The organism is Acinetobacter guerrae (assembly GCF_009372255.1).
Classification (GTDB): domain Bacteria; phylum Pseudomonadota; class Gammaproteobacteria; order Pseudomonadales; family Moraxellaceae; genus Acinetobacter; species Acinetobacter guerrae.
Window position 1 is genome coordinate 436,138 of sequence record NZ_LXGN01000001.1, and the last position, 26,151, is coordinate 462,288.

Genomic DNA, 26,151 nt, shown 5'->3' on the forward strand with positions numbered 1-26,151 from the left:
CAGAGAAATGGTGCGCTCAGCGGGACTCGAACCCACGCCACAGGCTTCGGAAACCTGTACTCTATCCAGTTGAGCTATGAGCGCATGCGAGGCACATCATAGGCAAAAAAACTCATGGGGTAAAGTAGATAAACACGTCAAATTGCATTTATGCTTAATTAAACATCACTTTAAAATAAATCTAAGCACAAAAACCTATCTTTTGCACAAAGCCTGCCTATTCATATCGTTGCAAATTTAGTTCGATTAAATCCTATTAATACACTTGGCTTATGTTTTCAGATCGATCAAAATACCGCTATTATTTCGTATTGTGAGATTTTCATGGCTGATGCATTGAAGTTACACGATTTGTCCAAAACTTATCGTAATGGATTTCAGGCACTTAAAGGAATCGATTTAACCGTTCCCGAAGGCGAGTTCTATGCACTTTTAGGACCAAATGGTGCAGGAAAATCGACCACGATCAGTATTATCAGTTCACTCACCAAAAAAACCTCAGGTACGGTAGAGATTTTTGGTCATAATCTGGATACTCATCCCTCTCATGCCAAACAATGCCTCGGTGTCGTTCCCCAAGAATTTAACTTTGGTCAATTTGAGAAAACCTTTGATATTCTGGTGACTCAAGCAGGTTACTATGGTATCCCGCAAAAACTGGCCGAACAACGGGCAGAACTTTATCTAGAAAAACTAGGACTTTGGGAAAAGCGTAATATTCAGTCACGTATGCTTTCAGGCGGAATGAAACGCCGTTTGATGATTGCCCGTGCCATGATGCATGAACCCAAATTATTGATTCTGGATGAACCTACTGCGGGGGTTGATATTGAACTTCGACGTTCCATGTGGGATTTTCTGGTCGAAATGAATAGCAATGGTACCTCCATCATTTTGACTACACATTATCTTGAAGAAGCAGAGATGCTATGCCGTCGGATCGCTATTATTGACCGTGGTACAATTAAAGAAGATACCTCGATGAAGAACTTCCTGAATCAACTCAGCGAAGAATCTTTTATTTTTGATCTCGCTTATCCAATTGAACCTTTAGATAACATTAATATTATTGGTGTTCGATTTAACCAGATTGATCCCATGACTTTAGAAGTCACCATGGATAAAGCTCATTCGCTCAATGATCTTTTCCAGCTTTTAGAGGCTCAAGGAATCACTGTTCGTAGTATGCGTAACAAATCTAATCGCCTTGAAGAACTATTTGTCAAAATGGTCGAAAAAAATCTTCAAGGAGCAGCATCATGAATTTCACCCAATTACAAACTGCACTTTGGACATTAGTTCGTAAAGAAATTCGTCGTTTCATGCGGATTTGGCCTCAAACCTTATTACCGCCTGCGATTACCATGAGTTTGTACTTCATTATTTTTGGTAATCTCGTCGGTTCACGTGTGGGACAAATGGCTGGCTTCAGCTATATGCAATTTATCGTCCCTGGGTTGATTATGATGGCAATTATTACTAATAGTTATGCCAACGTCTCCTCCAGTTTTTTTAGTGCTAAATTTCAAAAAAGCATTGAAGAATTGATCATGAGTCCAGTGCCATTGCATCTTATTTTATGGGGCTATGTGATTGGCGGCGTCTGTCGGGGTGTGCTCGTTGGAATTATTGTCACCATCATGAGCCTATTTTTTACAGACCTTTATATCCATAATTGGTTCGTGACGATATATACCGTTTTAGTGACTTCTTTTTTATTTTCACTAGGTGGTTTTATTAATGCAGTTTATGCCAAATCATTTGATGATATTTCAATTATTCCGACCTTTGTGTTGACACCACTGACTTATTTAGGCGGTGTGTTTTATGCAATTAGTGCTTTGGGAGAATTTTGGCAACATTTATCCCTTATTAATCCAATTGTTTATATGGTCAATGCCTTCCGTTATGGAATTTTAGGGCAAAGTGATGTCAATGTGACGCTTTCCCTTGTCATCGTAACAATTTGCTGTGCCGTTTTATACGCGGTCGCCTACTATTTATTAGCTCGTGGTTCAGGAATGCGTGAATGAGTGTTGAACAATCTTTATTAGGTAAAGAAACTGAATATCCAACTGAATATCAGCCAAGTGTTTTATTTCCGATCGCTCGCGCGCTTTCGCGTGAGAACTATTCAGATTTAGCAGGTATTCAACAAGGTAAAGACTGGTGGCATGTTTTTGAAGTGTCTTGGTTAAACTCAATGGGCATTCCTCAGGTGTCCATTGGGCGTATTACCTTACCTGCGACATCACCAAATCTAATCGAATCAAAATCACTTAAGCTTTATTTTAACAGCCTAAATTTTCATCAGTTCAATTCAAAACAGGATCTTATTGACCTTGTAGAACAAGATTTAAGTCAAGCTGCCAATGCAAAAGTTACATTCGAATTGTTTGATGTAGATGCGTTAGAAATTACCAAACCTCAAGGAATCTGTATCGATGATTTAATTCCTGAGCATCTGGAAAATCATCCAAATGCTGGACTTTTAAGTCGAGATACTGAACAACAAGATCATGTGGATGTCACACTATATTCACATTTATTGCGTAGTAATTGTCCTGTCACAGGACAACCTGACTGGGGTACGGTATTTATACGTTATCAAGGAGTTAAGCCTTGTTATCGTAGTATTCTTGCGTATATTATCTCGTACCGTCAGCATAATGGCTTTCATGAGCAATGCGTAGAACAGATGTTTGCCGATATCTGGACTCGCCTTCAACCCGAAAAGCTGATGGTTTACGCAACATATACACGTCGTGGAGGACTGGATATCAATCCATGCCGTGTATCGGATTTGTCATGGATGCCAAACCCTATCCGATTGGCTCGACAATAAAATGAATAACTGAGGAACTACTATGCCATTTTTTGGTTTTATCCCGTCTGAATCATTGCTTAACAATATTCAAACTGGTATTCAGAAAAAAAACTCAAGTGAACCACTCTACCCTTTACGTGATGAAGTGGCTTTACAGATTAATGACGAAATTCTGGATGCTATTTTGCTTGAGCTCGTCCGTCGTTTCCCTCAAAGCGACAAACGTGAAACAGCCGAAAAACTGGCAGGTTATGTCAAATCTACAGTTGCAGTGTTGCTTAAACAACTATTAAGCAAAGCACCCAATGATATCGTTAAACAATCTATTGAATTTTCTGAACGCAGCCTGCACAAAGATCCTGAAGGCCGTTATCGTGTCGGAGAAGATCTGGATGCCACACTGGTGACAAATCTAAAAAATAGTTTTGCTGAAATCAAAGCAGGCAATGATGTCGATCGTCGTGTATTGTCTGAACAATATAAACAATTTGCAGATGCAACCATTCGACATTTCATGATTGATTTTAACAAAACTCTTGATTTGGGTATGATCAAACGTAAAGGTGCTGATATTGGCGCAGCTGCGGTGACCAAGGCAGTACATATTGCCATCGACAAGTTAATTCCTCATTTACATAAAGAGGAAATTAATGCTTTGGCAGAGTATCACGATACATTATTTTTCAATTGATGCTTTGTCATCATATAAGCTTCATCGAAAACTCGACAAAAGTCGGGTTTTTTTATTGCAAAATATTGATATACATTGCCTAAAACAGTAGTTATGTTAGCATGCGCCAAGCATTGATTGACCCTGTATAAAATCGCATGTCTCCAAGTTCTCAATACAAATTTTTACGTCAAGCTCCCCGTGATGGTCTAAGCACAGCGATGCAACCTTCACGCTTTCAAAAATTACATATTGACCCTTGGTTATGTACTTTTTTAATTCTTAATGCCTGTTTAGGGTTGACTGTTTTATATAGCGCCTCAGCACAAGATGTTGGTTTAGTAACAAAACAAGCCATGAGTTTCGGTATCGGGTTTGCCGTAATGATCACATTGGCTCAGATTCCACCCAAAGTCTACCAAGCATTTTCTCCTTATTTTTACGCTTTTGGCGTACTCTCCCTAGTCTCAGTCATGGTATTTGGTGAAATCCGTATGGGCGCCAAACGCTGGATTGATATTCCAGGTTTTGGAAGTGTACAGCCCAGTGAATTTATGAAAATTGGCATGCCAATGATGATCGCCTGGTTTTTATCACGCAAGCCACTTCCACCAAGCTTTATCAATGTCATCATTTCTTTGGTTTTAATCGGCATTCCTTTCTTACTAATTGCGGAACAACCCGATTTAGGTACTTCTGTATTGATTTTAGCGAGTGGCGTCTTTGTTCTTTTTCTCAGTGGATTATCATGGAAAATGATCGGGGCTGCATTTATAGGAGCAGGTATTGTTATTCCAATTGCGTGGGAATTTTTATTACATGATTACCAACGCCAAAGGGTGCTCACCTTACTCAATCCCGAAGCAGATGCACTAGGCACAGGCTGGAACATTATCCAATCCAAGACAGCGATTGGCTCTGGTGGCTTTTCAGGAAAAGGTTTCCTAGAAGGTACTCAATCACATCTACATTTTTTACCAGAAGGTCATACTGACTTTATTATTGCGGCATTTTCAGAAGAATTTGGCTTAATTGGGGTCACTATTTTAATCCTACTTTATTTTGCCATTATTTTTAGAACATTTCAGATCGGTATGAACTGCTTTCATAACTATGGACGCCTAGTTGCAGGTGCATTAGGTTTGTCCTTTTTTGTTTATGTATTTGTAAATGCAGGCATGGTCAGTGGTATTTTACCTGTAGTCGGTGTGCCTTTACCTTTTATGAGCTATGGCGGAACGGCAATTATTACCTTAATGGCAACTTTTGGACTGGTTATGTCCATTCACACTCATCGTTGATGGGTACATTTATAATTAGGAAAACTTTAAATCATGTTGAAACTGGTATTGCAAAAACCACTGAAACAACTTTGTCTTTTTAGCGGTCTCATTGCCGCAGCGACTTGCATTCAAGCCAACGAATTTATCAATGATTCAAATTACGCAGCATTTAAACAAAAAACCATGTCCAAATATGGTTTAAGTGCTGAACAAATTGATAGTGCAATGAATGGCGCGCGCAACTTACCTAATATTTTAACCATTATGACCCGCCCTGGTGAAAGCAAACCGTGGTATGACTATAAAGCAATGTTTCTAAGCGAAGGAACTATCCAGCGCGGAGTACGTTTTAAAAACCAATATGCAGATGTCCTCAATCGCGCTGAACAACAATTTGGTGTACCGCAATCTGTTATTTTGGGTATTTTAGGCGTCGAGACAGGCTATGGTGCCAATAAAGGCTCATTTATTACTCGTGATGCATTAGCGACGCTTGCGTTTGGTTACCCACGTCGTGCGGATTACTTTAGCGACGAACTAAGTTCGCTCATTGCATGGACATATAAAGAAGGCTATCCAACAAATAGTATTGTAGGTTCCTATGCTGGCGCTATTGGCTATCCACAATTTATGCCGAGTAATATTACCAAGTACGGTGTCGATTACGATGGTAGTGGACACATCGATTTAAGAAACTCAGCAGAAGATGCCATCGCGTCTATTGCAAATTATCTGGCTCAAAATGGCTGGCAACGTAACCGACCAATCGGATTTGCTGCTCGATATACGGGATCGAATCCCGACAGTGTGATCGCGAAGGATCTCACCCAACCTGTTCCTTATGGCACTTTAAAAAGTCAGGGGATTACACCGCTTAATCCGATTATTAAAATCGATAATCTCGATCTAGTAAACGTCATACAACTTCAAGAAAATTATGGGCCTATGTATTATATTACCTACCCTAATTTTCAAGTCATTACCACCTATAATAGAAGTAGAATGTATGCGACTGCGGTATGGTTATTGGGGACAGAAGTTGCAAGTCGTTAACACTAAATTTTAAATAAAACACAAAAGTCAATAAAAAAATATGAGCAATTGCTCACAAAAACAGCTTTTTAAATAATTTGTTACAATATTGATTATTTATTAATCTATTTTTGTGAGTTTTTGTCCTTTTTGTAACTTTTTCCTCACAAAGACTAGACACTATGATCAGGGCCTGAATATTATCCTCCACCATAAAGCAATTGCAAAAGTGAATAATTTAGACACTTTTCGCTTTAATTTTTAGGAATCCGCCTGAATTAAAAAGCGTTTTCGTGTCTGTAGGAGTTTAAGTAATGCAGTTTTCGCTAAAATACGTCTTAGCGCTCACAGTCGGACTGGCAGTTACGCAGTCACAGGCTGAAATGATGCCAGCAAGCTCACTTTCAAATGATACTGAAAGTTCTAGTCTTGCAGCACGTGTGCTAAACAAACAGTCTCAAAGTTTTAATTCACATTTTTCAAATTTGAATAGTCTTTCAATCACCGAAAGTTCTGGTGACAAAATCCGTCGTCAAACTATTGCTGCAAAAATTGAAGTTCCTGAAGATGAGCCTTCAGTGATTGAAAAATTAAATACTGTTGCATCAAACACTGTTCGTAAATTTACACAAACAGGTGTTGCATCTTGGTATGGTCGTCAGTTTCATGGCCGTAAAACAGCCAGTGGCGATACATTCGATATGAATGAGTTAACTGCTGCTCATCGTAGCTTGCCGTTGAACTGTTATATTCGAGTGACCAATAAAGACAACGGTAAAAGTGTCGTGGTTAAAGTTAACGATCGCGGTCCTTTCCACGGTAATCGTGTTCTTGATTTGTCTTATGGCGCAGCAAAACGTATTGGTATCACCAATGCGGGTACTGCGAAAGTAAGCATTGAGCGTGTTGATGGTCCAAATTCTTAATCTTTAGAACTCCTATTCACTGCTTTATTAGGGCTACGTCATGTAGCTCTTTTTTATTTTTCTATAGCGTTTTTTCACTCTAAAAAATTTGATTTTAGTCTCTCCACAATCCTAAATTCTGGTTTTTTTTAGACGTATTTTTTTGATATTAGCTTCAATTCTGCTATTTCTTCACCATTTGCGATTAGAGCGATTTAGTTTCAAAAAAGCTACCCTAGTATTATTTTTGTCAAAAACCATGCTTATATGCGTTTTAAAGCAGTAAAAACGCTAAATATTTTTAGTTATTTTACATAAATTAAAATTTACCTAAAATTTGCAGTTTTTTACTACTCCACATCGCAAGATGACTGGTTCATTCAATTTGGGTTTTGACGCACTTAAAATTCTGGTCTATAGTCAAAATCAGGACGGTTTTTAACATGCATGGAGTGCATTATGAAAACAATAAAAGAATGGTTTGATGAATATAGCGATAGTCATCAAAATAAAACCAATAAAGCTATTCATTGGGTTTGTGTTCCCACCATACTTTTTTCGATTATTGGCATTATTGCTCATTTTAGTGCCTTGCTGACTGCACTATTACTGATTCTCACACTTGTTTTCTATGCTCGACTCGATTTGGTACTTGCTGTTGCAATGACGGCACTCATTGCAATCATGGCATGGTTAATTTATATACTACCCGTAGGCGTTGGTTTTTATATTGGTGTATTTATAGTTGCTTGGATTGGACAATTTTATGGTCACAAAGTCGAAGGTAAAAAACCCTCATTCTTTAAAGACCTCCAATTTTTATTAATTGGCCCAGTGTGGTGTATGGATGCCTATCTGGCAAAAGTATTTCCAAGCTGGAAAAGCCGTCAGTTACAGTTATCTACTCCATAAATTTAACCCAAAGCTTTAGGCTATTTTAGCCTAAAGCCCACAAACTATTTAACACAAAGTTTATACTGTAAAAGAATAACAAGCTGATCACGACGTTATAGATAATTTTGACATGAAAATATGCCAAAATGACACATAGTATCGCCGCATAAAGATATGCATTTGTGGGAAGAAACCTGATTTGATCTCCATCAAAAAATACAATAGGGAGACAAATCGCAGTTAACAAACATGGTGCAGAATATTTCAACATCCGCTCAATAAAAGCAGGTAATCGAATATTGACATTTGGCGATAAAAAAACGTAACGATTAAAAAATACAATCGCCGCTAAGGCACAGATCATCAGCCACGTCATGCATCGCCCTCCTGAGCAAAACGCTCCAAATAAACAGCAGTCACCATCCCAAGTAGGCCAGAAATTAATATTGCACCCTCAACATGATAAAACCGTAAAATAAAGCCGCTTATACAAGTCACCAATACAGCCAAAACAACCCGAAAGTTTTTAATTAAAGGAACAACCATTGCAATAAAAATTGCAACAATTGAAAAATCTAGATGATAGTTCATTAAATTTGGAACCATATGTGCCAATAAAATTCCAACAACACTAAACACCACCCAAAATAGATAAAAGCACAATCCCGCACCTAGCATATAATCTGGATGACGTTTTTCAGGGGATAAACTGACTGCAAATAGTTCATCGGTTAGTAAAAAACCAAGAGGAAGTCGCTGTCTAATGGGTAACACCGAAATATTATTTCTAAAGGTCAAAGCATAAATAAAATGCTGTGAAGTTAGAAAAAATATCGTAATTAAAATTGTCAGTGTAGATGCACCTTCCATAACTAAACTTAAACTGACTAACTGCGCTGCACCAGCAAACACCAACGAAGACATCGCAAAAGCTTTAGCAAAAGATAAACCCGCATTGACAGCCATTGAACCCGCTAAAATTCCCCACGGGATTACAGCAATCGACAAAGGCATAATTGCCATAACACCCTGAAAAAAAGGGCGCTTTCTAAAAGATGAAGAATCGGAAAAAGACATCAAGCGCTCATCCAAATTGATATTCCAATGTGAATAAACAGAAATTATTCACTATTTTTAAATCTTTGCCTTGCACAAAATTGCTGTATTTATGGCAGTCTAGGACTTAGCCAGATTGGAAATATATTGTGCAGGCGTTACCCCCATTGCTTTTTTAAAATGTCGATTAAAATGACTCTGATCAGAAAAGCCACACATTAAAGCAACTGTAGCAATCGAATGCTCATTTTTAAGCATCTGGCGGGCTTTATGCAAACGTACCTGTACCAGCCAACCATGTGGCGGAAGTCCTACATATTTTTTAAATTGACGCAAAAAATGCCATGCGCTCAAACCTGCCAGATTTGCTAACTCAGTTAAACTATAATTATTTTCAGGAGAGCTTGCCAATAACTCTTTAATCATTAAAACTTTTTTCTGAGCTTCTGGTAATTGAACCAAGTCACACTGAGATTGCCCGTGACGTGACATGAGATAAGTTAATGTGGATAAATACATACTTTCTTTAAGTAAAAAATTATCTTTTTGCTCAAGCAAATCGAACAATAAGCATAATTGCTGTGCAAGCCCTTCATCACGCACAACCGCTTTGGGAAACCATGGCGCTCCATGTCGATTTACAAAGCTCCCCTTTCCTAATTCAGACAACATTTCTGGTGTTGGATAAATCGCACGATAACGCCAACCCGATTCTACAGCAGAGGAACCCGTATGAATTTCATCGGCATTGACTAAAATAATATCGCCTTTAGGTGCAATATGAAGCTCACCCGTCCTAAAAAAAGACTGTGCGCCATCTTCAATCACACCAATACAATAGCCTTCATGCACATGTTTTGAAAATTGCGTCTGGTGATACTGTGCTTTTAATAACTCTAAGCCACCCAATTCACGTAAATGTAAATAGTTGGCTTGCTCTTGGTACATATCCTGCCTCATCCATATCTACATGAAACCTTATCATGTAAATGATGGCTGTCTAGAATAAAATTGCTGTTCATCAAATGAATATCGAGTAGCTAAAATATTTAGGCTCAACGTCGTCTTATTATTTTTATTGATAAATTTGACCATTATGTTTTAACCAACCATTTTCATGAAAACCTTTAGGATCACGATGTGTCCAATGTATTACGCCACCTTTCGGGCTATATTCATATTCGCCATTAAACTCGACCGTATCGCCTTTTTTTAAATGCTCAATGCGAGGTGCTAAATCAATATTATGAGCGACTAAAACAGTTAAGCCATTTCCCAGAGCCAGAATAAACTTTTGATGACGAGAGCCGTCATTATCATCAGGCAGCACCACTTTAACTTTTCCGCTCGTCTGTACCTGAATATTACTTTGATGTTGCGCATATGCATTTGTAATCGCTTGCAAACCATTTTGTGCTTGAGTTAAATCCGTATGACTTTCACCTAGTGCAATCTGATTTTGCATTTCATGACCAACACGGTCAGTTTTTAACTGTGAATTTGGATTTTGAGTTGAATACGTATAATAACCTGCCACAAATGCAATTAAAGCGATCATGAAATAACCTAGTTTTTTATTCATTTTTATTTCCAGCATTTTGAGATAGACATAAAAAAAGCCCCGAACGGGGCTTTTCTTCGCAAAATAAATTATTTTGCAGCGGCTTGAGCAGCAGCAACTTCTTCAGCGAAGCTCATTTCTGCTTTTTTCTCAATCCCTTCACCCACTTCGAAACGTACAAACTCAACAACATTTGTACCAGTTGCTTTTAATACATCAGCAACTTTCTTGTCATTGTCGATGACGTACATTTGACGGTCAAGTGCAACTTCGTTCAGGAATTTTTCAACTGAACCAGATACCATTTTTTCAACGATATTTGCAGGCTTACCAGATTCAATTGCTTTTGCTTCAGCAATTTCTTTCTCTTTTGCGATAAGATCAGCAGAAACTGCTTCAGCATTAACAGCAACTGGATTGAACGCAGCAACGTGCATTGCAATACCTTTACCAGTTTCAGCATCACCCGCATAAGATACAACAACACCAATACGAAGACCGTGTTTGTAAACAGCAAGTGCTTGACCATCAACGATTTTCGCACGGCGTACTTGAATGTTTTCACCAATTTTTTGAACAAGCGCAATACGAGCTTCTTCAACAGTTTGGCCATCAGCTAATTTTAATTCTGCAATTTTAGCTGGATCAATTTCACCTGAAGCCAAAACCGCTTGAGCAACGGCATTAGAGAAATTTGCGAAGTTTTCGTCTTTTGCAACGAAGTCGGTTTGGCAGTTTACTTCAAGCAATACTGCTTTGTTACCGTCTTGAACGATTGTGATCGCGCCATCAGCCGCAATGTTACCTGCTTTTTTAGCAGCTTTTGCTTGACCAGATTTACGAAGGTTGTCGATCGCAAGCTCAATATCACCGTTCGCTTCTGTTAATGCTTTTTTGCATTCCATCATCGCCAAACCAGTACGGTCACGTAATTCTTTTACCATGCTTGCAGTAATTGCAGTCATGTTGTTCTCCTAAATCGGTAGAAAATAAATCTGTTCAACAAAAACGGCCCAAAGTAAAACCCGGGCCGTTTGCTTTTCGACGCTTTAATTTGCCACCATTACATGTCGCAAAAATGACAAGCCTGCGTCAAAACGCATTAAGCCTCAGGAGCCGATTCTTTAGCAGCTTCTTCGCCTTTTGCTTGTGCATTCGCTTGAGTTTGAGCGTATTCTTTACCAGCAAGAATTGCATTTGCCATAGCAGAAGCATACAAAGTAACTGCACGGATCGCATCGTCGTTACCAGGAATGATGTAATCAACATTGTCTGGGTTTGAGTTTGTATCAACGATACCGATAACAGGAATACCTAAGTTTTTAGCTTCTTTAATCGCAATTGCTTCGTGGTCAACGTCAATTACAAATAATGCGTCAGGTAAACCACCCATGTTCTTAACACCGCCTAAAGAACGCTCAAGTTTATCCATCTCACGAGTACGCTCTAACGCTTCACGCTTAGTCAGCTTAGCGAAAGTACCGTCTTGAGATTGAGTTTGAAGGTCTTTTAAACGATTGATAGATTGGCGAAGTGTTTTCCAGTTCGTCAACATACCACCTAACCAACGGTGATCTACATATGGTTGACCAGCGCGTTGAGCTTGTTCACGGATGATGTTTGAAGCAGCACGTTTTGTACCAACGAACAAAACTTTGTTCTTTTTGCTTGCTAACTGGTTAGCGAAGTTCAAAGCATCATTTAACGCAGGAACAGTGTGCTCAAGGTTGATGATGTGAATTTTGTTACGCGCGCCAAAAATGTATTGACGCATTTTTGGGTTCCAGAAACGAGTTTGGTGACCAAAGTGCGCGCCTGCTTGTAGAAGGTCACGCATGCTTACGTTGTAATCTGCCATTTTTCTTTACCTTAAGTTGGGTTAGGCCTCCATATGTCCAGCATTCTCCACCTTATAAAAGGCACCCAGAGTAACGTGACGACATATGTGCGGATTTTTCCATTACATCAAATTTGTTCGTAAAGGATATTCACGAAAAGCATTTGATAAAATGGGCGGCTATTTATACCATAGACACCTACAAATTACCAAAAGTTTTTAGAGATCATGAATAGTACTTATACAGCCCCTCGCCGATTAATTAAAACTCCTGATGAACTTGAAAAAATGCGCATTGCAGGCAAACTGGCGGCTGAAGTGTTGGACATGATTAAGCCGCATATTGTGCCAGGTGTAACCACGCTTGAACTGGACACCATTTGTCATGATTATATCATCCATGTTCAACAGGCAATTCCAGCATGTTTGGGTTATGGGGCAGCACCAGGGCGCCCTGCCTTTCAGCATGTCATTTGCACCTCGGTCAACCATGTGGTTTGTCACGGTATTCCCTCCGAAAACAAAGTGTTAAAACATGGCGATATTTTAAATATTGATGTAACTGTAATTAAAGATGGTTATCACGGCGATACCAATATGATGTATGTCGTGGGTGGTGAAACCACTATTTTGGCAAATCGCCTATGTAAAGTCGCTCAAGAAGCCATGTATCGCGGTATGGAAACTGTAAAAGCAGGCTCTTATATTGGTGATATTGGCTATGCCATCCAAAAATATGTGGAATCAGAACGTTTTAGCGTCGTACGTGAATATTGTGGACATGGCATTGGAACTGTGTTTCATGATGAACCACAAGTCTTGCACTATGGTCAAAAAGGTACAGGGATGCAACTTGAAGCAGGTATGACCTTTACCATTGAGCCTATGGTCAATGCTGGTGTATGGCAAACGAAACTTTTAGGCGATAAATGGACAGTTGTCACTAAAGATCATAAATTATCTGCACAATACGAACATACGATTTTGGTGACTGAAACTGGTCTTGAAGTGCTGACTGCACGTCCAGAAGAAGACTTATCACGTTTTCAAAAATAGTTAAATCCTCATCTTTTCTTCATAAAGGCTACATTTTTGTGGCCTTTTTTGTGTATTTTTACAGTATTTATTATCCATATTTTCAAAAAACATACCTAGTATTTCATTTTCATTACATTTATTAATTTTTTTTGAACATTGTAAAAAATAAAAAAACGTTATGGTGGGCGCATAAAAATTATCTACAAACGTAAATTGGACATGGAGTCCCCTCATGAAAAAGTCTTTGCTAGGAATAGCGACGAGTCTTATTGTACTGCCCACTTTATCTTATGCCGATTCACCTTATTTTAGTTTTAAGGATGGCGATGGCTTTAAGCGTTTTTCTGCCTCAATTGGTTGGTTACATGCTATGCCGCAAGGAAAAGCCAACAATGTGAATGTTAATACCAGTGCCAAAAGTGGAACCTATGCTGTAGGTGATGTGCAACTTGATACTGTAACTGGCGCAATCGCAGATACTGAAGCTGGTAATAAAGCCAAAGATAAATTACTGGGTGTCGCAAAACTTGGAGAAACACTTGGTCTTATCAAAAATGGTACTTTAACCGCAGATATGAGCGGTAAGGCACAAATTAATAGCCTTGAGAGTTGGGACAATCCAAATACTGGTTTGGAAGCAGATGATGTTGATACTGTTGGTATGATGTTTAATTACAACTTTACCGATAATGTATCACTTGAAATCAAAGCTGGCATTCCACCCAAAGTTGATATAAAAGGCAAAGGACAAATCAGCGCGCCAGTTGTTGGAGTTGCAACACCTGAAGGTAAACTGGATGGTCCGCCAATTCTTGGTGATCTTGCCAATGTTCTGATTAATGGAATTGGTGATATTCCACTCGATACTAAAATTCCAATTACGGATTTAACTCAAGGAAGTAAAGCTGCATCAGCAAGAGCATGGCTACCTGCTGCTGAAATTCATTATCAATTTGGAAAATCAGGCGTGAATAAATTTCGTCCTTATGTCGGTGTTGGTGTGATGTATGCTTATTTTAACGATGTAAAACTCAACTCGGGAATTGAATCAGATTTAATTAAAGCAGGACATATGGTACAAAATGTATTAGATGGCAAAGCTGGTGCAGCATTGGATGGTAAAACCTCTTCGGCTGATCCTCGAGTAAAAGTGAAAGCAACCGATACCTTTGCCCCGATTGCTACAGTTGGAGCAACTTATGACTTTAATGAAAACTGGTTTGCTGTCGGTTCTGTGTCTTATTCGAAAATGAATAATGAAGCTAAAATCACAGTAACAGACAATAATACAGGTAAAGAATTAGTGAATGCCAAAACCAAGATTGATATCGACCCTGTGATTACTTATCTGGGTGTCGGTTATCGTTTTTAATCAATCTTCCCTTATTCAAAGCAGCTTCGGCTGCTTTTTTTATCAGTCCACTTTTCAAATAACGCACTCCTCATATCGATTTTTTTCGATCCATGATCTACAATAACGCCAACCCTTTATTTTTATTAGATAAGTATGTCTAACGCTAGCAATGCATTTTCTAAAACTATGATTTATATGCTCATCGGAAGTGCATGTATTTTGGCGCTCTCGCTAGGAACAAAACATGCTTTTGGTTTGTATTTAGTTCCCATGAGTCATGAATTTGGCTGGAGTCATCAAGTCTTTAGCCTTGCGATTGCTATGCAAAATTTAATTTGGGGTGCAGTTCAGCCTTTTACAGGTGCACTGGCAGATAAATACGGTAGCAAAAAAGTAGTCGCTTGTGGCGGGGTTCTTTATACGCTGGGCTTATTATTGATGGCTTTTAGTTCGACTGGATTATTACTTAATCTCAGCTTAGGACTGATTTTAGGAATGGCGCTCTCCGCAACCTCTTTTTCTGTTCTTCTTTCTGCCGTTGGACGAGCGGCCGCTCCAGAAAAACGCAGTATGGCGATGGGAATCGCAAGTGCCGCAGGTTCTTTCGGTCAATTCATTATGCTTCCAACCACCCTATTGTTATTACAACATTTTGGCTGGTCGGCAACTTTAATTATTAGCGCCATTCTAATTGCATTGATTATACCGCTCGCATTGACACTTAATGCCCCTGCTTATCGAGCACCTAGCTTAAATGCTGTTCAACCGAATAAAACATTTAAAGAAATTTTAACGCTTGCCAGAAACCATAAACCTTTTTGGTGGTTAGCGTTGGGATTTTTAGTCTGTGGCTTTCAAGTCGTATTTTTAGGTGTACATTTACCGGGTTATTTGATTGATCATGGTTTCGATGCAACAACAGGAACTATCTTTTTGGCTTTGGTTGGGCTTTTTAATATTTTTGGGACTTATGGCGCTGGCTGGCTCGGCGATCGTTATTCAAAACCTAAATTATTAATGCTTCTGTATGGCTTACGCGGCATCGCTATTATCTCTTTTCTGTTAATCCCACTTTCCAATATCACCGTTTATGCTTTTGGTATTGTAATGGGCCTACTCTGGTTATCCACCGTACCTTTAACCAACGGTATTGTTGCCAATATGTTTGGTGTTCAATACTTGTCGATGCTCAGTGGTATTGTATTTTTCACTCATCAGGTCGGTTCATTTTTTGGTGGCTATCTGGGCGGACTCAATCACGATATGACAGGAAACTACAATGCAATCTGGATGATTTCAATTGCATTGAGTATAGTAGGCGTATGCGTACACTTCTTTGTCACTGAGGAGAGTGTGATCGATGATTAGTCTAAATTCACTTAAATATCTGGTTGCTTTCTTTGTACTGACTGCTCTGGTGATGGCAATTTATATATGGTCAAAAACACCTGAACTTTTTCGTTATTTCAATCAGGCATTTTGTCCTCATTAAAATCGGATATTTGTTTATCATAAACATTTAAAAATATATAAAACAAATGGATAGATCAAAAAAACAATCCATCATAAGCTTTTCATTTTTTCTCATTTTAATATGTTGCGCGTCTTTTCTATGCTTGGATGATTCCCAAATGATTAGAGCGATATTAGATGAGCAGCTTAACGCAACTCTCGCAAGCCATTCATGATGCACCACGTTGGCATCAGCCAGAATATTTTCAGCATACACATGAAATTCAAATTGTGGCTCAGAAAGACCAAGCGCTTGGCGCAGTAGTGACAGGGCTTGATGCAAGCAAGGCTCAATCTGGTGAGACTATTTTTAAACTTAAACGTGCATTGGCAGAACATTTGATTCTTATTTTTAAGGATCAAAGCCTAGATGATTTACAATTTTTGGCTTTTGCAAGCTATTTCGGTTCAATTTTCCGCCCGAGTAAAGATAACCCAGTGCTAGGCTATGACTTAGAAACAGGTGTTCCACCCGATGTTGTTCCAGTTTCCAATGCAGTTGGTCAGGGTGATTATACTGGTCACGGCGAACTTGCCCCACATGCCGATCATCAGTGGACACCACTTCCCTCGTTTGGCTCTTTACTTTATGCGATTGAACTACCTCAAGATGGTGGAAAAACTTCATGGTTCAATACCATTGCTGCTTATGATGCTTTGGATAAAGTAACCCAAGCTCATATCGATCAATTACAACTGATTACTTATAATCCTTTTGTTCGTGCGCAAAGCAATAAAGGCTCAGGCAATTATAGCAATAGTCCTTTGTATCGTTTCAAGGATCAACCCATTTTAGGACATGCCTATCCTCACCCATTGGTACGCACCCATCCAGAGACTGGACGTAAAGCACTATGGCTGAATAGCAAAAGTGAAGTTGAATTGGTCAATTATGATGATCAGGCAGGTGCAAAATTAATTGCAGAATTACGTCAACATCTGGAAAAACCTGAGTTTCGCTATCAACATCAATGGGAAACTGGCGATATTGTCTTTTGGGACAATCAAGTAACTTTGCATGCCAGAGAACCCTTTCCATCCGATCAAAGACGTTTGTTAAAAAGAATTAGCTTGGCAGGCAGTCGCCCCTTTTAATAAAAAATCTAAATTGTCATAAAACGATCAAATTTGTCTGCTTTAATAAAAAGAAAAACAAAACAAAAAGAATCAGAGGTCATCGCAAAAAAGCCCGTCAAGTGACGGGCTTAATTTTATTCATACTAATATTTTCTAAATATTCGATCTTAGAACAGACGATTTAAACCATTTAACGCAGCCACACGATATGCTTCTGCCATCGTTGGATAGTTAAATGTAGTTTCCATAAAATACTTCATCGAATTATTTGGACTTTGCATGACGGCCTGCCCAATGTGAATAATTTCAGAAGCATTATTGCCAAAACAGTGAATACCCAAAATTTCCAAAGTATCGCGATGGAATAAAATTTTAAGCTCACCTACCGTATCACCCGTGATTTGCGCACGTGCCAAATGACGGAACGATGATTGACCGACTTCATAAGGAATTTTTTCTTCAGTCAACTGTTGCTCAGTTTTACCAAAACATGAAATTTCTGGAATGGTGTAAATCCCTGTCGGAATATCGGTTACAGGTTTTACGTTTTCCTCGCCACTCATATTGGCACCCGCACAACGACCTTGGTCATACGCCGCAGAAGCTAGCGAAGGCCAACCTACAACATCACCCGCTGCATAAATATTTTCAGCTTCGGTCTGATATTTTTCATTTACTGCAAGCTGACCGCGACTGTTCGGGGTCACACCCACGTTTTCAAGCCCCAAACCATCTGTGTTGCCAGAACGACCATTACACCAGAGAATTGCATCGGCTTTGATTTTCTTGCCACTTTGTAGATGCAGAACAACATAATCATCGTGTGTTTCCAAATGATCAATTTGTTCATTATGACGAATTAATACCCCTTGTTCGCGCAAGTGATAAGACAATGCATCTGCAATTTCATCATCCAAATAACTGAGTAGTTTGTGCTGTGTATTAATTAAATCGACTTTGTGATTTAAACCAATAAAAATAGAAGCGTATTCACAGCCAATCACCCCTGCACCATAAATAATAATTTTATGAATAGTGAAATCCAGATCGAGAATTTTATCCGAATCAAAAACACGTGGATGCTTAAAATCTAAGCCCTGTGGCTGATACGGACGACTCCCTGTTGCAATGACTAATTGTTCAAATACAATCGTTTCCTTGACCCCTTCAGGGTTAAAAACGATGACCGTGTTACTATCTTGAATGTACGCACGACCGTGAAACACATCGATATTATTGCGATCGTAGAATCGTGTATGTGTTGCAACTTGTTGTTGTATCACTCGGTGCGCATTACTTAACACCTGTTTCATGGTGAATTTTTTCCATTCACCGACTTTTTGAAACATTGGATCACGTTGATAACGGATGATACTTGAAACAGTTTGACGAAGTGCCTTACTTGGAATCGTTCCAACGTGAGTACAGTTGCCGCCAAGTTGCTCACGAATATCCACAATTGCAACGCGCTTACCCGCTTTTGCAAGCTTCATTGCCGCGCCTTCACCCGCAGGTCCTGAACCGAGAACTACCGCATCATATCTAACGAAATTCCCACTAATGACCTCTTTCTTACGTGGCATTTAAAGCTCCTGTCCAATCCAACAATGCTGCTATTTTATAACAAAGTACAGCTAATATGCTGGTGAATAATGTATTTCTCAAGCCAATATCTTTGAATGACGACATTTTTTAAATGAATAGTGAATTTGCCCAATTTACAGCTAAGTCCGTTATAATAGTCAAATGAAATCCTCTCGAATAACAGTGGAACAGTTGACTATGTCTGAAAACCGTAAACCAGAACAGGGCGTAAAGCTGCGTGGCGCAGAAAAAGTTGCTCGAATTCCTGTAAAAGTTATTCCTACGGTTGAAGTCCCGCGTAAGCCTGACTGGATCCGCGTAAAAATGACCGCGCCTGAAGAAGTGCAACGTATTAAAACCACGCTTCGTGCGCAAAAACTACATACGGTCTGCGAAGAAGCCGCCTGCCCAAACTTACCAGAATGTTTTGGTGGCGGTACAGCAACTTTTATGATTATGGGCGATATCTGTACTCGTCGTTGTCCATTTTGTGATGTTGCACATGGTCGTCCAAATGCATTAGATGCTGATGAACCGCGCCATATGGCAGAAACAATTTCGAACTTAAAATTGAAATATGCGGTCATTACCTCTGTTGACCGTGATGATCTACGCGATGGTGGCGCACAACATTTTGTAGATTGCATTAAAGAAGCACGTGCTTTAAGTCCAAATACATTATTAGAAATTTTAGTCCCTGATTTTCGTGGACGTATGGACATTGCGCTACGCATTATGACCGAATGCCCACCAGATGTGTTTAACCATAATATTGAAACTGTACCGCGTCTTTATAAAGCCATGCGTCCTGGTTCAGATTATCAGCATTCTTTAAACCTGCTTAAAATGTTTAAGGAATATTGTCCTGACATTCCAACTAAATGTGGCTTGATGGTGGGTATTGGTGAAACTGAAGAAGAAGTGATTTCTTTATTGAATGATCTACGCGAACATGATGTTGACTATGTCACCATTGGTCAATATTTACAGCCTTCTAAACAACATGCGCCAATTGACCGTTTTGTGAGTCCTGAAGAATTTGAACGCTATGCAGAGCATGGTCGCAAACTCGGCTTTAGAAATATCTGGTCTGCACCAATGGTACGTTCAAGTTACTTTGCAGATCGTCAATATCATGGTGAACCTGTACCAGCAGTTCGTCGTAAAGTGGATCCTGCTAAAAAAATTACAGTTCAGACAATCGAAGCGTAATAAATCGATCTCTCTATTAAAACCTCTCTCCACTGAGAGGTTTTTTTATTTCTGATCTTTTCCAATACTCAAAAATAAAATCGTTCTCTAAAAGGTCAAAACTATTGATCTGTCATCATCTTTTAAGCAAATAACCAATATATTTTTTATATTTAACTCTCATGCTTTACAGTAGTTTACTGCTCTTGCTGTTTAAATATTTCTCTGAAATGCTATAGTGAAATTACGGCAAAAGAGTCAATTAAAAATGTGGTTTAACTCTATATCTCAAGCTCTAACGTCATGACATCTATTCTTTATTTTTGTCTGATTCCATTACTTGTCCTCATTTTTATCGCGCAATTACCATATATGCCCTTCACTTTGCTCAGTGTATGGGGCATCATGCTCATCGTCATCATTTGGCGTTATTCAAAAGGTAAAATTACGCCAATCTCTAAAAGCTTATTAGTGGTATTTGTCTTAAGCTGTCTTGCTGCCATTTATATAAAGTTTAAAAGTTTTTGGGGTGTAGAAGCGGGTGTTGGATTGCTCAGCACTTGCTTATTTGCAAAGTGTTTGGAAAGTAAAAATATTAGAGATTTATTAATTTCTTTTAACTTTGGATTGTTTGTTAGCGCGAGTTTATTTTTACATAGTCAGTCTTTTGTAATGACATGTGCAGTACTTTTTTGCTTAATTTTTTGTTTTATAGGCTTATATCGGATTCAGACCACAAAATTTTTATCGCAACACAATAAAAAAGTATCAATAAAAAGTGATTTAAAACATGTGACAAAATTTTTAACCATCGCAATTCCTTTTTGTATTGTGCTCTTTATTTTCTTCCCACGCCTCCCCCCACTTTGGCGAGTTCCTATAGCATCTGGTCAAGCTGTAACAGGAATGAGTGATCGTATGTCGCCAGGTGATATCGCTCAATTATCACAATCTTCTGCTTTAGCTTTCCGAGTGATTGGTGATGTCAAGCAACTTCCACAACGACAAAATATGTATTGGCGAGCGATGGTGCTCGATGACTACGACGGCGCAATTTGGACGAGTAATCTTATTAATCAAAAGCCTGTTCATTATGATATCGAACACTTAAAAGCAGTAAATTATCAATATTTGTCAGCTGATCCTCAACAGACATGGATCATGTCACTGGAACATTCCATTCCTACTGAATCAAACTATCAAATTTATGCAGATGGTAGTGTGAAAGCAAAACGAATGGTTCAACGCAATCAGCCTATTTCTTTAAGCTGGGTTGGCTCAGCATATGCAGAGCATCCACATGATCAGCAACAAATAAAACAAGCTCAACGAATCGATTTTCGACTTCAACCCAAAACTCAAATATTGGCAAAACAGCTATGGCAACAAAGTGATGGAAAGCCTGAACGATATATCAAAAATATTTTGCAGTGGTATCAACAACAAGATTTTGTGTATACCTTATCTCCTGGCATTTTGAATGGAAATCGTACAGATCAATTTTTATTTGAAACTAAGAAAGGCTTTTGTGAACATTATGCCTCCAGTTTTGTGCTTCTGATGCGTTACGTAGACATTCCTGCTCGTGTTGTCATTGGCTACCAAGGTGGTCAACTTGCGCCTGATGCTCAAAGTTGGGAAGTTCGACAGCTTGATGCTCATGCATGGGCAGAAGTTTACGTGCATGGTAACTGGAAAAGGATCGATCCAACTGCTGCAATTGCTCCCCGACGGGTCAATGAAGGCATGCAACAGTATTTACAACAAGATAATTATATTTGGGGTGAGCAAGCAGGTACTTTCTGGACACAACAGAATTTTAATTTGATTAGAAATATACGAGTTTGGGGAGATTATTTAGGGTATCAATGGCAAAGCAAAGTCGTTGGCTATGATGTTGATCGGCAGAAGAATTTTTTATCAAAATTAGGCCTTTCTTCTACCTATACTTATGTACTGATCATGGCAGTAGCAATCATTTTTCTGATCATGCTATATGCTTTTTGGCTTTGGATTCAAAATAGACAAAAGATTTCTTCGATAGAACGCAAAATTACGAACTTCCAGAAAAAATTACCACTGGCTTTAAAAAAGCAAAGCAGTGAAACATTTAAAAGCTGGATGTTTAGATTAGCGAAACATGTTCAACAACGAGAATCTTTTGATGAAATTATAAAAATATATGAAAAAATGATGTTTTCTGAACAATCTACACATGAAGACCATATAAAATTCAATCAATTGCTTAAAGACTGCTCATCTAAAATAAAGCATGCAGAAAAAACTTGTCATCCTACTGAAAACTGAATATGATTGCTCACACTTAGGCGTATAGCTCAGTTGGTTAGAGCGCTACGTTGACATCGTAGAGGTCTCCAGTTCGAGTCTGGATATGCCTACCAAGATATACTGATTTATCAGTACATTAAAGCCCACTTATAAAGTGGGCTTTTTTTATTGGTGGTATTTGGGAAAATAATAAATCATACTTCAATGAGTTTAAACTTGATAAATAAAACCATATCAATATCAATTTTTTGTCCATATGCCTTGAACTTGTTCTATGTCCGCATAGCGCCACATATCATCAACATATTCAGTAATCATTTCTATCAAATCATCTTCAAATGTAAAGTACTCAGATTTAACCATTTGCATAGTTTTATTTAGAGATTATGCGCTCAGTTACATCCATTTTGACTAAGCACATAAGCAACTTAACTGGACGTCAAATACTTAAATTTCCTTTCTCAAAGACTGCATATCAATTACAAAGCGGTACTTAACATCACTTTTCAGCATTCTTTCATAAGCGTCATTGATATTTTGCATATCAATCATCTCAACTTCAGACACAATATTGTGTACTCCACAAAAATCGAGCAATTCTTGGGTTTCTTTAATTCCACCAATTACGGAACCTGCAATAGATCGACGTCCCATAATCATTGGAACTGAATTTGCACTGATTTCTCCTAAATATCCCACCAATACAATTGTTCCACTTAAAGCTAAAGTTGGAATATAAGGTTTCAAATCATGATTATAAGGTACAGTATCGATAATTAAATCGAATTGATTTCCCACTGATTTCATTTGTAATTCATCAGTAGATAAAACCACATGATGTGCACCTAGCAGTTTTGCATCCTGTTCTTTTTTGGCTGAACGGGTAAATAATGTCACTTCTGCCCCTAAAGCATTTGCAAGTTTAATTGCCATATGCCCTAAACCACCCAAGCCAACCACGGCGACTTTACTGCCTTTGCCTATATTCCAGTGCCGAAGTGGCGACCAAGTAGTAATTCCTGCACAAAGTATCGGTGGAATCGCTTTTGTATCTAAGTTTTCAGGAACTTTAACAACAAAGTCTTCGCTACAAATGATCGTTTTGGAATAACCACCATAAGTTGTTCTCTGGTCATGCCGATCTACACTGCCATATGTTTGAGTATTGCCCTCTTCACAATACTGTTCCAAACCCGCATGACAAGCGGAACAAGCGCGGCACGAGTCCACCATACATCCGATACCAACCAAATCACCAATTTGGTATTTTTTGACTTTGTTTCCAATTTCGGTCACGCGTCCAACGATCTCATGTCCTGGCACAACAGGATATCGAGTAAAACCCCAGTCATTACGAGCCATATGTAAATCTGAATGACAAACGCCGCAATATTCAACTTGAATAACGACATCATCTTCGCGGGCATTACGACGTTCAAATTTATATGGCACTAGAGCACTGGTCTCATTGTGCGCAGCATAACCTAACACCTGTATCGTCATAGTTTTCTCCAAAAATCAGCTTGTGTTGATCCATATGATTACATTTGATGTTTTATTCCAAGCCATGAATAAATATGGGTTGGAATGTTCCATCCGAATTAAGTGTTGAAACGAAGCTTGGCAATTCGTTCAATACGCTCTGGGTCACGGTGATCTACGATTAAATGTGTTGCGGTATCCAAGCTCTGAATCTGTTGCATTTCCAGTTCTGTCAACTCGAAATTAAACACATCAAAATTTTCTTTAATACGTTCGGTGTTTACCGATTTGGGAATCACAACAATGTCCCGCTGGATTAACCATCGTAAAATCACTTGTGCGACACTTTTAGCATGTACTTTTGCAATGGTTTTTAAAATTTCATTTTGGAAAATTTCATTTTTCCCTTCTGCAAAGGGTGCCCAAGATTCATGTTGAACACCGTGCATTTTCAAAAATGATTGTGTAGCAACTTGCTGCGTAAAAGGATGCGTTTCAATTTGATTAACTGCAGGAACAATGCGATTAAATGCAATTAAATCAGCAATCCGATCCACTGAAAAATTACTCACACCGATTGCTCTTATTTTTCCCGCCTCATAGCATTCTTGTAATGCATGCCAAGAACCATATACATCAGAATAGGGCTGATGAATTAAATACAAATCGAGATAATCTAAATCTAAACGCTCTAGTGATCTTTCAAAGGCTTTTTTGGCAGAGGTATAACCTGCATCTTGTACCCAAAGTTTGCTAGTAATAAACAAATCCTTACGTGCAATGCCACTGTGTTTAATCGCACGGCCTACTGCTTGTTCATTTTCATAAGCTGCGGCGGTATCTATATGGCGATAACCTGTTAGTAATGCGTCATACACGGCATCCTCACACTGTTGCATATCGGTCATTTGAAATACGCCGAAGCCTAATATTGGCATTTTCACGCCATTATTTAGTGTTGTATAAAGCATACTTCACTCCACATTAAGAATTTATCAATAAAAGAATGATTACCGTTTTAGTCTTGCTCCACCTTTTTATACTGTTGCTCAGATACTCGCTCGAACTAATCTAGGTTATGTCATTTTGATTTATGCCTATAAGGACGAAATAAAATTATCAAGACCCTACAATTCATGCCCATCTTATTTAGGCTCAAATTGTTACTCAATTGCATGTTAGGTCGAGATTGCTAATCGCCTCTCTTCTGATAATTAGTATAGAAACCCAAGCTATACTTTGCTGTACTATTTCTCTTGCATATTTGCCTAATCCTCCAAATCTTTGGTCTTTGCTCTATTCAAATTTTTGAAAACTTCTACAATAAAATAAGTAAGGTTTTGAGATGATCTGAATGACAATCACAACGAAAAATAAGCATGAGCAGTTGATTCAATTGGTCGATCAATACACTGTTGCGAAAAATCGTTTTGAAACACCAATTTCAGGATTAATTTTGAATCGTTGGGAAGCCCCAACCCAAGCCCACAGTAATATATTAGATGCAAGTTTATGTCTGATTGCACAAGGTAAAAAGCAAGTGATTTTGGGCGAAGAAAGCTATATTTATGATGCAGAACATTTTTTATTTACTGCGATTGATTTACCCGTAATTTCTCAGATTATTACTGCTACGCCAGAAAAGCCTTATTTGGGCATCATCTTAAAACTAGATCCTTACGTATTAGCCAAGCTTATGCTTGAAGCGCATATCCCTTTTAAACACAGTACAGAAGATAAAAAAGGATTGGCCGTAGGTGAACTGCCTCACGAATTAACTGATGCTTTTGTACGTTTACTACAACTCATCCAAACACCAGATGATATCCCAATCTTGTCACCTTTAATTATTAAGGAGATTTTGTATCGCCTATTAATGAGCCCACAAGGAGATCGGCTTAAAAGAATCGCAGCGACAGGAACAAATGGACATCGGATTATCAAAGCAATTGAATGGCTCAAACAAAATTTTTTCAAACCTATGAGCATTGATGAATTAGCAAATTCTGTGGGCATGAGCTTATCCAGTTTTCATCAACATTTCCGCGATATTACATCGATGAGTCCGTTGCAGTATCAAAAAAGAATGCGTTTAACTGAAGCACGGCGTTTATTAATGACTGAAGATTTAGATGTGTCATCGGCCAGTGTTCAAGTAGGATATGAAAGTCTGTCGCAGTTTTCTCGTGAATATAAACGCTTCTTTGGCATGCCTCCGTCAGAAGATTTAAAAAGCTTTTGAATGTTGCTATTTAAGTGACATTAGACATCATCAAAAATCTTTAAAGTTTGCTCATGTGCGCTTTAACTACAATGCCATGTAGAGGTCACAACTTAGATCATGCTGTTCTGCAAAGCTTTGTTGGAAACTTAAAATTTCTAAATGTTTTGCGGGGAGCACTTTAAATCTATTGATGCTTGAGAACAAACCATTCAGGAATGTATTTATTATTACAACCATAATCAAACTAAGGTTAAATTAAAAAAGGACTGAGCTCTGTAGAATACAGAAATCAGTCCTTAACAGCTAGTCGATCCAACTGATTGGAGTCAGATCAA

25 protein-coding genes and 2 tRNA genes are annotated in these 26,151 nt (G+C 38.5%); 17 read left to right on the forward strand and 10 right to left on the reverse strand.

Annotation, left to right across the window (positions count from 1 at the left end; all coding sequences use genetic code 11):
* Window positions 1-8 precede the first annotated feature (8 nt).
* Window positions 9-84 (reverse strand) — tRNA-Arg (locus A7A69_RS01990).
* A gap of 240 nt (window positions 85-324) precedes the next feature.
* Here A7A69_RS01990 and A7A69_RS01995 point away from each other — a divergent pair.
* The 8 genes from A7A69_RS01995 to A7A69_RS02030 all read left to right on the forward strand — a co-directional run bounded on the left by A7A69_RS01995 (window position 325) and on the right by A7A69_RS02030 (window position 7,629).
* Window positions 325-1,263, forward strand: a complete 939-nt coding sequence (locus A7A69_RS01995) for an ABC transporter ATP-binding protein (RefSeq protein WP_152876098.1) — start codon at window positions 325-327, stop codon at window positions 1,261-1,263.
* Window positions 1,260-2,033, forward strand: a complete 774-nt coding sequence (locus A7A69_RS02000; RefSeq protein ID WP_120369594.1) for an ABC transporter permease — start codon at window positions 1,260-1,262, stop codon at window positions 2,031-2,033. The genes A7A69_RS01995 and A7A69_RS02000 overlap by 4 nt, the downstream gene beginning before the upstream one ends.
* The gene (queF, locus tag A7A69_RS02005; protein ID WP_120369593.1) at window positions 2,030-2,845 is read left to right on the forward strand and encodes an NADPH-dependent 7-cyano-7-deazaguanine reductase QueF; all 816 of its coding nucleotides are present in this window, start codon (window positions 2,030-2,032) and stop codon (window positions 2,843-2,845) included. The genes A7A69_RS02000 and queF overlap by 4 nt, the downstream gene beginning before the upstream one ends.
* A 22-nt stretch (window positions 2,846-2,867) precedes the next feature.
* A complete protein-coding gene (locus A7A69_RS02010; protein ID WP_120369592.1) occupies window positions 2,868-3,518 on the forward strand; it encodes a hypothetical protein in 651 nt (216 codons plus the stop codon).
* A gap of 137 nt (window positions 3,519-3,655) precedes the next feature.
* Complete coding sequence (gene rodA / locus A7A69_RS02015) at window positions 3,656-4,798, forward strand: rod shape-determining protein RodA (RefSeq protein WP_151980512.1); 1,143 nt, start codon at window positions 3,656-3,658, stop codon at window positions 4,796-4,798.
* A gap of 33 nt (window positions 4,799-4,831) precedes the next feature.
* Window positions 4,832-5,833: a lytic murein transglycosylase B gene (gene mltB / locus A7A69_RS02020; RefSeq protein WP_152876099.1), complete on the forward strand. Its 1,002-nt coding sequence runs from the start codon at window positions 4,832-4,834 to the stop codon at window positions 5,831-5,833.
* 293 nt (window positions 5,834-6,126) lie between these two features.
* A complete protein-coding gene (locus A7A69_RS02025; protein WP_120369589.1) occupies window positions 6,127-6,738 on the forward strand; it encodes a septal ring lytic transglycosylase RlpA family protein in 612 nt (203 codons plus the stop codon).
* A 438-nt stretch (window positions 6,739-7,176) separates the two neighbouring features.
* Window positions 7,177-7,629 carry an Mpo1 family 2-hydroxy fatty acid dioxygenase gene (locus tag A7A69_RS02030; RefSeq protein ID WP_152876100.1) on the forward strand — a complete coding sequence of 151 codons (453 nt, stop codon included), beginning with the start codon at window positions 7,177-7,179 and terminating at the stop codon, window positions 7,627-7,629.
* Between the two features lie 25 nt (window positions 7,630-7,654).
* Here the strand turns inward: A7A69_RS02030 and A7A69_RS02035 are convergent, their stop codons facing one another.
* The 6 genes from A7A69_RS02035 to rpsB form a co-directional block, all read right to left on the reverse strand.
* Complete coding sequence (locus tag A7A69_RS02035; RefSeq protein ID WP_152876101.1) at window positions 7,655-7,987, reverse strand: AzlD domain-containing protein; 333 nt, start codon at window positions 7,985-7,987, stop codon at window positions 7,655-7,657.
* Window positions 7,984-8,688 (reverse strand): AzlC family ABC transporter permease, encoded by a 705-nt coding sequence (locus A7A69_RS02040; protein WP_152876102.1) that lies wholly within the window; start codon window positions 8,686-8,688, stop codon window positions 7,984-7,986. The genes A7A69_RS02035 and A7A69_RS02040 overlap by 4 nt, the downstream gene beginning before the upstream one ends.
* Before the next feature lie 99 nt (window positions 8,689-8,787).
* Entirely contained in the window at window positions 8,788-9,615 is an 828-nt protein-coding gene (locus A7A69_RS02045) for an AraC family transcriptional regulator (protein WP_120369585.1), read from the reverse strand.
* 127 nt (window positions 9,616-9,742) lie between these two features.
* Window positions 9,743-10,249 carry a DUF3465 domain-containing protein gene (locus tag A7A69_RS02050; RefSeq protein WP_152876103.1) on the reverse strand — a complete coding sequence of 169 codons (507 nt, stop codon included), beginning with the start codon at window positions 10,247-10,249 and terminating at the stop codon, window positions 9,743-9,745.
* A gap of 68 nt (window positions 10,250-10,317) precedes the next feature.
* Window positions 10,318-11,193, reverse strand: a complete 876-nt coding sequence (gene tsf, locus A7A69_RS02055) for a translation elongation factor Ts (protein ID WP_151982379.1) — start codon at window positions 11,191-11,193, stop codon at window positions 10,318-10,320.
* A 137-nt stretch (window positions 11,194-11,330) separates the two neighbouring features.
* On the reverse strand, window positions 11,331-12,086 hold the full coding sequence (rpsB, locus tag A7A69_RS02060; RefSeq protein WP_120369582.1) for a 30S ribosomal protein S2: 756 nt from the start codon (window positions 12,084-12,086) through the stop codon (window positions 11,331-11,333).
* A 207-nt stretch (window positions 12,087-12,293) separates the two neighbouring features.
* On the opposite strand from rpsB, the gene map reads away from it, so the two are divergent.
* From map to A7A69_RS02080, 5 genes are all read left to right on the forward strand, one after another.
* Window positions 12,294-13,121, forward strand: a complete 828-nt coding sequence (map, locus tag A7A69_RS02065) for a type I methionyl aminopeptidase (RefSeq protein WP_152876104.1) — start codon at window positions 12,294-12,296, stop codon at window positions 13,119-13,121.
* Between the two features lie 214 nt (window positions 13,122-13,335).
* On the forward strand, window positions 13,336-14,475 hold the full coding sequence (locus A7A69_RS02070) for an OmpW/AlkL family protein (protein WP_120369579.1): 1,140 nt from the start codon (window positions 13,336-13,338) through the stop codon (window positions 14,473-14,475).
* A gap of 135 nt (window positions 14,476-14,610) precedes the next feature.
* Window positions 14,611-15,825: an MFS transporter gene (locus A7A69_RS02075; protein WP_152876105.1), complete on the forward strand. Its 1,215-nt coding sequence runs from the start codon at window positions 14,611-14,613 to the stop codon at window positions 15,823-15,825.
* Window positions 15,818-15,949, forward strand: a complete 132-nt coding sequence (locus A7A69_RS16940; protein ID WP_277752915.1) for a hypothetical protein — start codon at window positions 15,818-15,820, stop codon at window positions 15,947-15,949. Before A7A69_RS02075 ends, A7A69_RS16940 begins: the two co-directional genes overlap by 8 nt.
* Before the next feature lie 158 nt (window positions 15,950-16,107).
* Window positions 16,108-17,064 carry a TauD/TfdA dioxygenase family protein gene (locus A7A69_RS02080; protein ID WP_152876106.1) on the forward strand — a complete coding sequence of 319 codons (957 nt, stop codon included), beginning with the start codon at window positions 16,108-16,110 and terminating at the stop codon, window positions 17,062-17,064.
* Between the two features lie 149 nt (window positions 17,065-17,213).
* On the opposite strand, the gene sthA is transcribed toward A7A69_RS02080, so the two are convergent.
* Window positions 17,214-18,629 carry a Si-specific NAD(P)(+) transhydrogenase gene (gene sthA / locus A7A69_RS02085; protein WP_120369576.1) on the reverse strand — a complete coding sequence of 472 codons (1,416 nt, stop codon included), beginning with the start codon at window positions 18,627-18,629 and terminating at the stop codon, window positions 17,214-17,216.
* A gap of 199 nt (window positions 18,630-18,828) precedes the next feature.
* Between sthA and lipA the strand changes: the two genes are divergently transcribed.
* From lipA to A7A69_RS02100, 3 genes are all read left to right on the forward strand, one after another.
* Window positions 18,829-19,842, forward strand: a complete 1,014-nt coding sequence (gene lipA / locus A7A69_RS02090; RefSeq protein ID WP_152876185.1) for a lipoyl synthase — start codon at window positions 18,829-18,831, stop codon at window positions 19,840-19,842.
* A 282-nt stretch (window positions 19,843-20,124) separates the two neighbouring features.
* Entirely contained in the window at window positions 20,125-22,128 is a 2,004-nt protein-coding gene (locus A7A69_RS02095) for a transglutaminase TgpA family protein (RefSeq protein WP_152876107.1), read from the forward strand.
* Between the two features lie 18 nt (window positions 22,129-22,146).
* Window positions 22,147-22,223 (forward strand) — tRNA-Val (locus A7A69_RS02100).
* A gap of 334 nt (window positions 22,224-22,557) precedes the next feature.
* On the opposite strand, the gene A7A69_RS02105 is transcribed toward A7A69_RS02100, so the two are convergent.
* Both A7A69_RS02105 and A7A69_RS02110 read right to left on the reverse strand, forming a co-directional pair.
* Window positions 22,558-23,613: an NAD(P)-dependent alcohol dehydrogenase gene (locus A7A69_RS02105; protein ID WP_152876108.1), complete on the reverse strand. Its 1,056-nt coding sequence runs from the start codon at window positions 23,611-23,613 to the stop codon at window positions 22,558-22,560.
* Between the two features lie 98 nt (window positions 23,614-23,711).
* Complete coding sequence (locus A7A69_RS02110) at window positions 23,712-24,563, reverse strand: aldo/keto reductase (protein ID WP_152876109.1); 852 nt, start codon at window positions 24,561-24,563, stop codon at window positions 23,712-23,714.
* A gap of 383 nt (window positions 24,564-24,946) precedes the next feature.
* Between A7A69_RS02110 and A7A69_RS02115 the strand changes: the two genes are divergently transcribed.
* Entirely contained in the window at window positions 24,947-25,834 is an 888-nt protein-coding gene (locus tag A7A69_RS02115; protein ID WP_152876110.1) for an AraC family transcriptional regulator, read from the forward strand.
* Window positions 25,835-26,151 lie beyond the last annotated feature (317 nt).